Annotated in this window: 11 protein-coding genes; 5 read left to right on the top strand and 6 right to left on the bottom strand. The window is 51.2% G+C overall.

Annotation, left to right across the window (positions count from 1 at the left end; genetic code table 11):
• Positions 1 to 98: 98 nt before the first annotated feature.
• The 3 genes from FY034_RS13200 to FY034_RS13190 all read left to right on the top strand — a co-directional run bounded on the left by FY034_RS13200 (position 99) and on the right by FY034_RS13190 (position 1,943).
• A complete protein-coding gene (locus FY034_RS13200) occupies positions 99 to 839 on the top strand; it encodes a hypothetical protein (RefSeq protein ID WP_265551286.1) in 741 nt (246 codons plus the stop codon).
• Position 840: 1 nt separating this feature from the next.
• The gene (locus tag FY034_RS13195) at positions 841 to 1,161 is read left to right on the top strand and encodes a hypothetical protein (RefSeq protein WP_265551284.1); all 321 of its coding nucleotides are present in this window, start codon (positions 841 to 843) and stop codon (positions 1,159 to 1,161) included.
• A gap of 224 nt (positions 1,162 to 1,385) precedes the next feature.
• A complete protein-coding gene (locus FY034_RS13190; protein ID WP_265551283.1) occupies positions 1,386 to 1,943 on the top strand; it encodes a recombinase family protein in 558 nt (185 codons plus the stop codon).
• A gap of 29 nt (positions 1,944 to 1,972) precedes the next feature.
• On the opposite strand, the gene FY034_RS13185 is transcribed toward FY034_RS13190, so the two are convergent.
• From FY034_RS13185 to FY034_RS13160, 6 genes are all read right to left on the bottom strand, one after another.
• On the bottom strand, positions 1,973 to 2,701 hold the full coding sequence (locus tag FY034_RS13185) for a M48 family metallopeptidase (protein WP_265551281.1): 729 nt from the start codon (positions 2,699 to 2,701) through the stop codon (positions 1,973 to 1,975).
• Positions 2,688 to 5,777: a type I restriction endonuclease subunit R gene (locus FY034_RS13180; protein WP_265551280.1), complete on the bottom strand. Its 3,090-nt coding sequence runs from the start codon at positions 5,775 to 5,777 to the stop codon at positions 2,688 to 2,690. Before FY034_RS13180 ends, FY034_RS13185 begins: the two co-directional genes overlap by 14 nt.
• Positions 5,778 to 5,855: 78 nt before the next feature.
• Positions 5,856 to 7,013 carry a Fic family protein gene (locus tag FY034_RS13175; protein WP_265551279.1) on the bottom strand — a complete coding sequence of 386 codons (1,158 nt, stop codon included), beginning with the start codon at positions 7,011 to 7,013 and terminating at the stop codon, positions 5,856 to 5,858.
• A 127-nt stretch (positions 7,014 to 7,140) separates the two neighbouring features.
• A complete protein-coding gene (locus FY034_RS13170) occupies positions 7,141 to 7,713 on the bottom strand; it encodes a DUF1643 domain-containing protein (protein ID WP_265551277.1) in 573 nt (190 codons plus the stop codon).
• Positions 7,706 to 8,920, bottom strand: a complete 1,215-nt coding sequence (locus FY034_RS13165) for a restriction endonuclease subunit S (protein WP_265551276.1) — start codon at positions 8,918 to 8,920, stop codon at positions 7,706 to 7,708. The genes FY034_RS13170 and FY034_RS13165 overlap by 8 nt, the downstream gene beginning before the upstream one ends.
• The gene (locus tag FY034_RS13160) at positions 8,911 to 11,295 is read right to left on the bottom strand and encodes a type I restriction-modification system subunit M (RefSeq protein ID WP_265551274.1); all 2,385 of its coding nucleotides are present in this window, start codon (positions 11,293 to 11,295) and stop codon (positions 8,911 to 8,913) included. The genes FY034_RS13165 and FY034_RS13160 overlap by 10 nt, the downstream gene beginning before the upstream one ends.
• Before the next feature lie 323 nt (positions 11,296 to 11,618).
• Here FY034_RS13160 and FY034_RS13155 point away from each other — a divergent pair, with 323 nt between their 5' ends.
• Together FY034_RS13155 and FY034_RS13150 are read left to right on the top strand one after the other, a co-directional pair.
• Positions 11,619 to 12,428 carry a hypothetical protein gene (locus FY034_RS13155; RefSeq protein ID WP_265551273.1) on the top strand — a complete coding sequence of 270 codons (810 nt, stop codon included), beginning with the start codon at positions 11,619 to 11,621 and terminating at the stop codon, positions 12,426 to 12,428.
• Between the two features lie 2 nt (positions 12,429 to 12,430).
• Complete coding sequence (locus FY034_RS13150; RefSeq protein WP_265551270.1) at positions 12,431 to 12,709, top strand: hypothetical protein; 279 nt, start codon at positions 12,431 to 12,433, stop codon at positions 12,707 to 12,709.
• The last annotated feature ends 133 nt before the right edge of the window (positions 12,710 to 12,842 follow it).

The raw sequence follows: 12,842 nt of genomic DNA, 5'->3' as shown, positions 1-12,842 counted from the left end.
TTACTCTGTCAACCGTATATTCCTGGCAACCCGCCTGCAGCAGAAGATCGACGACTGTAGCCGGTATTTTGGTCTTGTTCACAACTGAGGGCTATCCAATGGCTGATGAGGTAATCCATAACCAGCAAAGACCTTGGGCAGGCAGGTTCATTGGACCTGGTTCTGACGAATCAGAGCGATATGTTGTGTATCTTCCATCATCAAGCAAGGCCACTTCTGATCAGGCTATTGAGCAGCATTCTGAACACACGGATGAAAACAGCGCGCTCCAGCAATGCCACGAACTGATCAACAGCTTTCTTTCTGAGGCAATCAAGCCAGGCATGAGTTGTAGCACGCTCTTCGATCTCTATCGGCATGAAGGGCCTGATCCGTACATTGTGTTTGAATTAGGCTGTTTCTCTAAACTGGCGTATGCCTTTAATGCCTGGCAGTATGCTGAGGTAGCCTGCTACCAACTTTGCAATGAGAAGCAGCCGCAGCTGCTATCACGTTCTCTGGCCAGGCTGCAAGGCCGCTACAACCAATACAACCGCCTGCAACTGGCTGCCCATCTTTTGCAATTCCGACCGGTGTGCGTTACCAGGGTATTCACTGACTCTTTTTTGCCAATACCTGCCGGCACACCGGGGAAGATCGGCTTGGGCAGCCCCTACATCAGTGGCTGGGAGTTTGACTGGTCTATAGAGCTACCGGTTATTTTTCAGCGAGACGGAATGGATGACATTACGATTGGCATCCCGTATGGGCATCTGGAGTTTGTGCAGAGTGACGAGGAATACCTGGCATTGAAAGCAGCAATGAGAGCAACGACGAAAGCAAAAACTGAGGGAGCATAGTATGCGCAAACAGCTAACAACCTGGTTCTATGGTCCCCTAAAATCATTTCTACCAGTGTCTTTTGTGGTGTCCTATCTGTCCGGCGGTTTTGTTGCCGGTATATTTATGTGTAGCAATTGCAGCCTTGATGAACCGTTAGGCTATCTTCTGATCTCCCTGATCATCGGTATCCTAAGCATTTTTACTGGCGGGTTTCCTCCTGCCAATGAAGGTGGAGTGGGGCCCGCTCTGAATAGTTGGCCATATATCGCGGGCTGCTGGGCATGTATTATTCTCGTAAGGTTAGTTATTAAAAAAAGATCGAAAGAGTTTGAAAATTGATGTTCTATGGAGACGCATGTAGGTCAAGGTTAAAGTCACACTGATATCCTATTCGCCAGAACTATGGAGAAAGCATGTCGTTATTCGTGCCTGGTTTGGGTCTACTCCAACTTGACGTCAGGCATCATGCTCCGATAGTGTCAGAATAGAATCATTTTAGTATTTATCTGACATGTGTTAAAATATGTCTTGAGCTTAATCTGACATATTGCGGGGGGTGACATATGACAGGGCAGCGGGTTGGTTATGTGAGGGTGAGCTCTTACGATCAAAATCCGGATCGCCAACTAGACCAAGTTCAGTTTGATCGACTTTTCAGCGACAGGGCGTCTGGTAAGGACACCAAACGACCAGAATTATCAGCAATGATGTCTTACGTCCGGGAGGGTGATGTTGTTGTAGTTCATAGCCTCGACCGCTTGGCTCGGAATCTCGATGATCTCAGACGAATTGTGCAACAACTGACAACCAAAGGGGTGACAGTAGAATTTGTAAAAGAAGGGCTCACCTTCACAAATGAAACAACTCCTATGGGGACATTATTGCTCTCAGTTATGGGGGCATTTGCTGAATTTGAACGGTCAATTATACGTGAGCGTCAGCGTGAGGGTATTGAGCTGGCAAAACGACGTGGGGTTTATCGGGGGCGGGCAAAAAGTTTGTCGGTTGAGCAGGTTAATCATCTTAAAAAAAGAGTGCAGGCTGGAGATAAAAAGGCCGTGATTGCACGTGATTTAGGTATAAGCCGTGAGACGCTATATCAGTACATCAAGAATGGGTAAACACGCATAGCTGCTCATCCTCAACAAGGTTACTCCACCCACTCATCACTGCATAATGGTTGCCGATTCAGCTCCTCACGGTACTGCCGCCACAGCGGCAGATACTGGTCCATCAGGGATTTAAACCGGTCATTGTGATGCTTCTCAAGCAGGTGCATCAGTTCATGGACAATGATGTACTCAAGACAATGGGCCGGTTTCTTGATCAGCTCCAGATTCAGCCAGATGCGCTTTGCAGTGGGGTTGCAGGTACCCCAACGGGTCTTCATTCGCTTGATGCCAAAGCTGTCGATCTGCACACCGATGATCTGCTGCCACTTGTCCAACAGTTCCGGCAGTTGCTCCTTCATCTGCTTGCGGTACCATCCAGACAACAGTGCCTCGCGATAGCTGTGGTCACCGTCAGGAGCGACCTGCATCTCAATGGTGCCATGACGCAGGTGAACTGAGGAACGTCCATCCGTCAGCAGGACATTCAAGCGGTAGCGTTTGCCCTGATAGTAGTGGGTCTCACCGGTGACATACTCACGGGGGGATTGTCGTTCTTGGCTGGCAAACTTCTGCTGGTGCTTCCTGATCCAGCCCAGCTTGCCGACCACTGCCAGCCGGATCGCCTCGTAACTCATCCGTTTGGGGGCAGAGACTCGCACCCTGCCATCAGGCGGATAGACCCCGATATGCAGGTTCTTGATCGGCTTGCGGTGTACCTCAAACGTGATATCGCTCACCTCTAGCTGCTTGCTGCTACTGGTATTCATGCTGATGCTTCACCAGTTCTAGGATTGTATCTGTCCGGCTGTCATCACTCAGGGTAGACTTGATCGCGTTTTTAACCTTCTTGACCTTGATGGCGTTATCCAGCCAGCCGTCCTGCATGTTTTCCCTTACGGCATTGTGGACCGCCACTGCCAGCACCTCATCCTTATCAAGGTTGTCATACAGTGCCTGCTTGGCCTTGGTGTTAATGGCAGATGGGTAGGAAGCAGTTCCCGGCTGTTTGACCTGCTTGGTCAAGGCCACAATCTTGGCCAGATACTCCTGATAGCTGATCGCCTCCTGCCTGCGCTGCTCAATCAGGGCCTGCAGTAAGTCCGACATATTATCGTAGTACTTGGGATTGATCGGGTGCTCGTCAATAATCAGCTTGCGGACGTTGTTCTCGATGGTCTCAGCAGTGGCGCTCTTGCTGGATCGGATTGACTTGGGCAGTGCTTCCACCACATCCTCGCCCCGCTCCACAATCAGGTTGATCAGAGAGAGATCATCAAAGGCTGATATCTTCTCGCTCTCATCAGCCCGAATGTAGGTGTCGATCAGATAGCGCATGGCTGGCTCGTACATCTTCAGGTCAATGTAGTCGCCACTGGCCAGCTTCACCTCATTGCGCACCTTTTCAAAATGATCCACCTCTGCCTTGATGGTCTCGATCTCTGCGGTGCTATAGCCTGCATCAGCCAGCTCGCTGGCAAGATTGGCAAAGGCACGCAGCAAGGTAGCGGTCATTTTATACAGGGCCAGCCGCTTAGGCTCGTTTTCCTTCAACTGCTCGGCATTGCCGGACTCAACTGCACAGAAGAAGCGCAGATAGGCCAGCGTATCCTTGGGCGGTTCCACCGGCTCACAGAGAGCCTTGATCGACTCCCGCGATTCTTCCAGATGTTCCTTGGCCTTTTGCAGGCGATCCTCCAGCAGACCGGCCACATCCTCCCTGTCAAAGCCGTCCAGTGCGCCGGAGGTGTAATTCTGAACTGCCCCTTCCAGTTTCTTGAACAGGTCCTTGTAGTCAATGATGTAGCCGTACTCCTTGTCATCGCCGTCCAATCGGTTCACCCGGCAGATGGCTTGGAACAGGCCATGATCCCGCATCTGCTTGTCGATGTACAGGTAGGTGGCCGAGGGTGCATCAAAGCCGGTCAGCAGCTTGTCCACCACTATCAGCAGCCTCATCTGCCCCGGCTCATCGATGAACTGCTTCTTTACCTGCTGCTCAAAGGTTTCCACCTTGTTTACCGCTGTCTCCGGTGCCTCATTGAACCACTCGGCCAGCATGGTACGGTAGATGTCGTACTTGCGCAGGTTGTCGGTTTCACCTTCGCCGGTAGTCTCTCCCTTGGTGTCACTGACCTGCGGCTTATAGCTGGTGACAATGGCGCACTTACCCTTTAGCTCGGTCTTGGCAAACAGCTCGTAGTACTTGCAGGCTTCGTAGATACTGCCTGCCACCAACATGGCATTGCCCCGGCCATCCATCAGGCGCGGCTTGGTGTTCATATCCAGCAGAATGTCGTTGACGATCATCTCCAGCCGCTCCTTGCAGGAGAACAGCTTCTGCAGAGTACCCCAGCGCGCCTTGAGCTGGGCCTTGGCCAGATCGGTCAGTCCCTTGGTCTTGGCCTCAAACCATTCATCAATCTTCTTCTGTGATTTAACATTCTGGTCGATGTCTCGCGCCTCATAGCGCAGGTCCAGCACCACCTTGTCATGCACCGCCTCATCAAACTTGTAGGTGTGGATGTAGCGGCCAAACACCTCAATGCTCTTCTGCTTGTCAGCCTTTAAGAGCGGGGTGCCGGTAAAGCCGATGAACAGGGCATTGGGCAGGATCGCCTTCATAGCCTTGTGCAGCTCACCCGACTGGGTGCGGTGGCACTCATCCACAAACACGTACAGGTCGCCCTTGGCCCTGAAGTCTGGTGGCAGGGAACGCTTAATCTCGGTGATATAGGCATCAATATCGCCAACATCTTCGCCGTCTTCCTTGTTGCCAAACTTGTGAATCAACGAGCAGACCAACCACGGGGCAGTGGCATTGAGGGTGGTGATCAGGTCTGCACCGCTGCTGGTGCGGTAGATATCCTCATGCACACCTTTGAAGACCTTCTCGATCTGCTCATCCAGTTCGGTCCGGTCGGTAATGATCAGCACCCGGCTGTCGGTAATGTTCTCCCTGATCCACTTGGCCAGCCAGACCATGGTCAGGGATTTACCCGATCCTTGAGTGTGCCAAATGATGCCCCCTTCACGGCTTCCGAGATGCCGCTGCGCTGCCTTAACCCCAAAGAACTGGTTATGACGGCAGAGCTTCTTGGTACCGGCATCAAAGACCACAAAGTCATGGATTAACTCCAGCAGCCGCTCCTTGCCGCACATCTGCAGCAGGCTGCGATCCAGCAGGTTCTCCTCCGGGCCATCCTCTTTCCATGTTAGGTAGTACTTTTCCGGGGTCTCAATGGTGCCGTAGCGCAGCCCTTCAGTGTCGTTACCTGCCATGAGCAGTTGCATGGTAGAAAAAAAGTGTTGAATAAACTGTTTCTTCTGGTTGTCCAGATTCTGTCGGATACCTTCAGAGACAGAGACCGTGGAGCGTTTCAGCTCCAGCACGCCAAGGGCAATACCGTTGATGTAGAGCACAAGGTCAGGCCGCTTGGTGCTGGCCTTGGCATCGGCCCCCTTGATCGTAACCTCTTCGGCAATGGCAAAGTGATTGTTGTGGGGATTCTTCCAGTCGATCAGCCAGACATCGATGGTATTGGTACCAGCATCAGGTTTGACCTTTACGGCATAGCGCAGCAGGTCATAAACCACCTTGTTGCGGTCATACAGCTTCTTGCTCTGATCACTGGCAGCCTTGTCCAGCAAGTGAAGGGTGCGGTTGATGATAGTGTCATCGTGCCCCTGTTTGCCAAGGAACGAGCGCAGCAGGTCAGGCTCGACATTGCGGTTGTTCTCGCGGTCGATCCAGTCGCCAAGGTAGTCATACCCCAACTGCTCTCGGAACAGTCTGATGACTCTTTGCTGGGTCTTCTTCTCGATTTGTCCGACGGCGGATGACATAGTGTGGTTACTCTGCTCTTATTTTAGTTTTTCACAAGAATCTAAAATAAGGAGATGCGTTATTTTAGATTTCTCGAATTACTTCTCATTCAAACTTGCCGGGATAAATCCTTCAGATGCCAAGGAACGGATAATCCCCCGCATGAGATAATTGTTGCTGAAACCGATAGTATATTGCCGTGCCCCGTCCTTGATTGGAACCAGCATATTGCGCTCAACCAACCGTTTGATCTGATATGTTCTCTGGGGTGCAGACATATCAGGCATTGCTCCGGAAAGATCAGCAGACTTTGCCACACCCTTCTTGGCAACAATATGCAAGACCTTCTCTTCCTGTGCTGTGATAAGCTCTCTTTCCCGTGCATATGCCAAGGCCGGTTCCAAAATTTTGTTGGTCAGATAACCTGAATCGGTTAAACGGTCAACTTTACGTAGTTCATTCAAAACACCTTCCAGAACATAAATACACCATTTCTCCAGCCCTTCGGGAGTTCCCATGTCAGCAAGTGACAGCATGGAGTAATAGCGGTCGCGATCATTACAGAAAACAGCGGTCGGGTTAAGTACCCTGCCGCCAGCCCTCACATTGAAACCGTATTTGATCAACAAAGCATAGGTGAGCAGGCGGACCACACGTCCGTTGCCGTTATTGAACGGGTGAGTCCAGCCAAAGCGATGATGAGCCAAAGCAACTTTGATCAAGTCATATTTATGTGGATGTTCTTCATTTATGAAGGCCACCAGCTCCTGCATGTAGTGAGGCACTTGAATGGATTCGGGCGGTAAATGTTCGGACTGGGCAATTCTTACTGGCTTTTGCCGGTATGCCCCCGGTGTTATGTCTCCCTCCCGCTCTAACTCCTTAACCGTTAGAGTATGCAGTTCACGAATAAAATGTTCTGTTATCGCGGTACCCAATTGAATGGCATCCTCGATGTATGTCATAGCTATTTCGATATTCTCCATCTCACGAAGCTGATCGGACGGAGCCAGATGACCGCCCTCAAGTTTGCTCTCGACGTAATCGGCCAATGTGGTGTGATTACCCTCTATACGTGCCGACCCCAAACTCTCCAAAATGTGAAAGATATATTTAAGCTGGAAAAATACGGGGGCCGGTGTTGTACCGCGTAGTTCCAATCGGCGCAGATATTCCAGTTCGGTTACGACGTCCACCAGTGGCGAGTCGTACGAAGGTTTCAGGAGCGTCAGGTCATGATGATTAAATACGGGCATGGCGATACTCTTCTTCAAGGTGTGTAAAAGGATATCTCGAATTAATAACTAATACTGTTTAAATATCAATATATTATTTTCATACAGCAAAACAATTATCTCAAATACAGTTAAAAATTATATCAAATCACTGAATGCCGGAAGTTGCATTCATATGACTATTGAATAGGATTGGCTGCAAGCTGGAAGGCAAGTACAACGGATGCACCGGCGTCACGCCATCTTTTGACAGCTTCAAGTAGGAAAGTCCCGGGTGGTCTTGCAGCAACCGGGTTACCTTTTGTCCGCGTGTTTTAAGCTGACGGGGTGGGGAACCATAGGCAAGCACAACGGTTTGAGCCCGGCTCGCCATATCCAAAATCACCAGATCATTATCTGGCCCGACAGGATCATCGACTTTAAGAAGATCATGCTTGTTAGTTGCCCGGTAGGCGTGAACATTGCCGACTAATTGTCCGCCATATCCCCAAGATCGTGAGAAATTGCCGGTTCTACGCAATGTTGGGTCGCTATGGTCTAGGCAGGCAACGCTTGGATTCATCAAAATCCAAAGAACCAACGGCTTGTTACAATCCCATATCTCAGACAACTCATACCGATAGCGACCACATGGCGAGAATCTGGCAGTAACAACAGAATCCTCCGGCCAGTCAGGACGTAATTTACCGCCAGCATCATGTGCCCCTGCAGAGCTAGTCATGCAATGCCTCTGCACTGTTAACCAGCCGAATCCTCCCGGTCAGCAGTTCCTGCATCATCCCCTGTTTCAGCAGCCGGGTCTTGTCCCGCTTCTGCTCCAGGCTGGCGATCTCGGTGTCCATATCGGAGAGGATGGCGGCGATGGCGGTTTGTTCGGGGATTGTTGGGTATGGCACCTCAACAAGCTGCAAAGACTCCTTATTTAACGTGTAACCCTTCACGGCTTGCTTCCCATATAGTGAGAAATCGACACGATTAAGTGCATAGTAGAGGTAATTGGCGTCTGCCTGTAATTTGTTGAAACTGCAAATGGCCTCATTTGTAAACAGGTTGCATCCAGCAAAGCAGAGTCGGCCGATTGACAGCTTGAAACTCATCAACAAAGTGCCTTTGGGGATGATTGCCATTTCAGATGCTGCAAGCTCTGTGATTTCTTCTTTCGATTCCGAAACGACCTTTTCCTGCAAGTCTGCGATAGATAACCACTTGTAACCGCGCCCCCAGTATGAAGCGTTTCTACGACTTGGTGTTCTACCCATTGAGATTTCACTGACCTCCCCCAACCTCTTCACCTCCCACTCCCCACTGAACCCCGGTAGGCGGCGTTTGCCGGTCAGCAGTTTCTGCATGGCGGCCTGCTTCATATCGCGCTTCTTGGCGATCAGCTTGTCCAGCGAGGCGATCAGGGCATCCACATCGGAGAGGGCGGCGGCAATGGCGCGTTGTTCGGGGAGAGGGGGGAGGGGCGTGTTTATGGAGTAGAAATCATTATGATTCAAATCTGGAATAGTGCTTGTTCCAGCTTTAGTCAAAATGGTTTTTTGCATGCTTGGTGAAGTCAAAGAATATACAAGAAAGTCTTTATCAACCAGTTGCTTATCAAAATTTATCTTGAAAAAATTATTATGAAAAACGCCGTCTACATTTGTTACAACAATGCCTGTATTGCCAGTTCTGGTCATCAAGACATCGTCATTACCGCAACAGACAGATGATGTATAAACGTCGATATATTCAGCTTCTTTTCCGTCATTCAAAAATTGAATAGTTATATAAATCTTTGATTTTTCGGATGGATGTTTTTTCCGATTTTGTATTGCTATTTGGAGCCCCTGATTCACCCAACAAGTTTCACCGAAGCATTTTACACTCCAATCCTCCGGGATCACCCCCACCTCGGTCTGTTTGTACCCCGGCTTCAGTTCCATACAAACCCCATCCGCTGAAGGTGTGCATCCACCGTGGCACTCAACGCCTCTACCTCGCTCGTTAACTGCGGCAGCGGCATGGCATACCGTTCCGCCAGCTGCCTGATCCGGCTGGTCAGGGCTTGCGATACCCGGTCCAGTTCAGTCTGCACATCGGCAGCCAAGGTGGCCAGCCATTTGTCATCCACCACCAGTGTCTTGACCTCGGCCTCGCTCAGGGTGGCATACTTAGCCTTTACCGTGGTGTCTAACGCCTTCTGGCTATCCTTCACCTTTTTGTTGGCAGCAGCCTCCTGCTCCAGCAGTTCCAGATACTGCTCCAGCAGCTTGCGTTCATCAGCAGCATCCTTGTCGCTCTTGATTGCCTTGAGCCGATCCTTGATGCTCTTGCTGGTCAGCTTGCCCTTGTCGGTCCTGGCCTCTTCCAGCAGGCCATCCTCGCCGCTGTTCTCTTCTTCCAGCTCTTCCATCTGGCGGCTGATAGCATCCCGTGCTGCCTCTAGCTGCTCAATCTGCTGCTGCTCTGCCTTAAAGTAACGACTGACCATCAGGCTGGGTGGGATCAGGTCGGTATTAGGCTTGCCTTCAATGATTGCCTGCCAGCCCTCCTGCACCAGCAGGTAGACATCATCCTGCATGGTTTCGCTCCAGTAGGTCATCAGGTGCTGGTAGACATCATACGGATCAAGCAGCGGCGCAGCACGGAAGCTGTCCAGCAGGCTTTCACTGATGGTATCAATCAACTGTTTGGGATGACCGCCAATGCTGATGCTGGTTAGCTCTTGGTGGTTGGCGTTCTTCCAAAGCTCAAACAGGGCGGTGACCTTGCTGTTGAAGGCGCTGAACTCAGGGTGGCTGAAGATGGCAGCCTTGACCTCAGCAGCGGCGATGGTCAGGTTGCTGTAGCCGCTGCGCTGCAGCGGTGCAAACAGGGTCTGGCGCAGGCTGGGAAAGACCTGCCAGTAGCGGCTCAGGTCATCAATATCCCGGTTGGGGATGCCCCCTTTCAGGTGAGCCTCAATATCCTGCAGGTCTTCCGGTTCAGTGGCATCGATATAGCGCGGGATGTTGAGGTTGAAGTCATTGGCCTCAATCTCGGCACGGCTGACCATACGGGAGTATTTGGCCAGCTCGGTCTGCTTGGTGAATACATCCACAATCTTGTGAATATCCTGATGCCGCAGCCGGTTCTTGTTGCCATCCTTTACAAACCCCTTGCTGGCATCGATCATGAAGATGCCGCTGCGGCTGGCAGCATGTTCCTTGTCCAGCACGATGATACAGGCCGGAATACCGGTGCCGTAGAACAGGTTGGCAGGCAGGCCGATGATCCCTTTGATGTAGCCCTTGCGGATGATGTTGGTGCGGATGGTGCCTTCTGCGCCGCCCCGGAACAGTACACCGTGGGGCAGAATCACCGCCCCCTTGCCGCTGCTCTTGAGTGAGGTGAGAATATGCAGCAGAAAGGCGTAGTCACCGTTCTTGGCTGGCGGGATGCCATCAGCAAAGCGGTTGTACAGGTCATTGGCCGGATCAAAGCCGTTGCTCCATGCCTTGGTGGAAAAGGGGGGATTGGCCACCACATAGTCGTGCCGCTTGAGGCCGCCTTCCTTCTCTTTGAAGTGGGGGGATGAGAGGGTGCTGCTTCCTCCTAGAGCAATCTCTGCAGTGGGGCAGTTATGTAGGATCATGTTCATCTTGGCCAAGGCTGTCGTGGCGACGTCCTTTTCCTGTCCATAGATAGATATGTCCACCAGTGCTTCGTCATGGGCCTTGAGAAGTAGCGAGCCGGATCCGCAGGTGGGGTCATAGACTGTCTGAGTTGAGCTGGTGGCGCTGCCGATGCCGATCACCTTGGCCATGATGCGGGAGACCTCGGCCGGGGTGTAGAACTGCCCCTTGCTCTTGCCGGATTCGGTGGCAAAGTGGCGCATCAGGTATTCATAGGCATCACCAAGGATATCGTCCCCCTCTGCCCGGTTACGGCTGAAATCAAGGCCGGGATTCTCAAAGATCGCCACAAGCTTTGAAAGAGTATCGACCATGTCTTTACCCTTACCCAGCTTGTCGGCATCGTTGAAGTCGGCAACATCGATGACACCCTTCAACTCGTTGGCCTCGGCCAGCTTGCCGATGATCTTGTTGATCTTGTCACCGATCTCCTTGTCACCCTTGAGGGCCACCATATCCTTGAAGCTACCGCCGTCAGGGACGTCAATCAAGGCATTAGGATCACCGGCGTACTTGTCAGAGACATATTTGACGAACAACAGCACCAGTACGTAGTCCTTGTACTGGCTGGCATCCATACCACCGCGCAGCTCGTCACAGGATTTCCAGAGGGATGAGTAGAGTTCAGATTTTTTTATAGGCATGGAGTGTCCTTTGCTGGTTGGATGGAGGCCGATAATTTTAAAATTACTGACTCCATCTTCATTTCTTTAGCCTATCTGGACCAGTAGTGCAAATGTCGATGTTTTTGCTTATACATGCCTGACATATCACATTTAATAAAACTTCATAATAACGGCTTGTTGTAAAAAAATGCTCCGGTGATTTGCTTTTTGCCCATCCGATTTGCCATGATGATCTCACGGCACCGATCCTGCAGCATATTCAACAAGTAGGTCACGTCGGCTCAGTAATACTGAACCAGTATTACTGAGTATTACGATACTACCGAGTAACAGGAGGGCAGATGGAAGAGATGAACAACAATGCAACGAACGTCCGCAAAGTTTGCACCGAAGCGATGGTTGCTGAGGTGGTAGCTGACCTGATCGCGGAAGGCAATGTCAGTCGGGTTAATAGCATGACACCAACCATCGCAAGCATATCAGCCAGGATATTTGAACGTTATGATGGTCTTACACCATCAGCTTCTACTTTGATCCGTATGCGAGACAAGGTTATGGCAGAGCGAATACCGACCAGCAGTGACCAGATAAATGCCACACCAGCCACCCTGCCAAGTGAGCTGGTGAATGTGCTGGATCAATATGCCCGACAGGGGCAGGTCATGCTTGGCCAGCTGGCCAATGCACTGGCTGATGTGTTGCAGCGGACCAGTGATGAGTTAGCCGGTAAATTGAGAGTTGCGGTTGAACAAACCAAGCAGGATGCCTCACAGACGACGGCTGTGGCAGAGGAGGAGGTGGCGGCTGCGCTGGCGCAGAACGGCCAACTCCGTGAACAGGTAGCGCGCTTGACCGCCGAACGTGATACCGCCAAGGCTGAGGCTACTGCAGAACGGGCCAGGGCAACAACATTTGAGCAGGTCAACACAACGCTGCTGTCCGGACTTGCTGCATCCGGTTCATCAAACCATGCTGATGAACCAGCTTTAGGAGCAAAACCGGAACTACCTGACGAAAAACCTGCTGATCCGTCCTTCACAGAATTGTCCCCCAGCGGCACACCTGTTGCTGGAGAACGGGCAGCGGTTAAAAGTTCGCGCAGGGGCCGACCGCGTGTCACAACTCCAACAATTAAACAGGAGGCGGCATAATTATGATCAAATTTCGCATGTCTGGAGAGCGCAATGCCATCCATGCACTAACCAATCAGGTCCGTAGCGCCTATCCCGATGTCATGATCGCTAGCCAGGACTGCAGCGATCGAATGAGTGCCCGAATGGATGTCAGCCTGTCGGTCGATGATGCCATGAAATTGTTTGGTGAGCGGCTGGGTAGCAACCTGACCGCCATTCCTGGCACAATATCTGATGGACAACGTCACTGGTCCGACTGGCTTAGTTCATTGCGACCTGAAAACGGCCGTATCTCATAGCTGCTATTTCAGTCTCATCCAGTGACAAAATCCACATTACAAGTAACGCAGTTACTTATGCGACCATTTTCCGAAAATTCACTGCCAAAAGCTCGAATTCCTGGGATTCGAGCAATTATCAAGTGACAAGATC

Origin of the sequence: Trichlorobacter lovleyi, from assembly GCF_015239775.1 — a bacterium.
In the GTDB taxonomy this organism is placed as follows: Bacteria; Desulfobacterota; Desulfuromonadia; order Geobacterales; family Pseudopelobacteraceae; genus Trichlorobacter; species Trichlorobacter lovleyi_B.
Note: the sequence above shows the minus strand (reverse complement) of the source record. Positions and strands in the feature narration are given on the sequence as shown.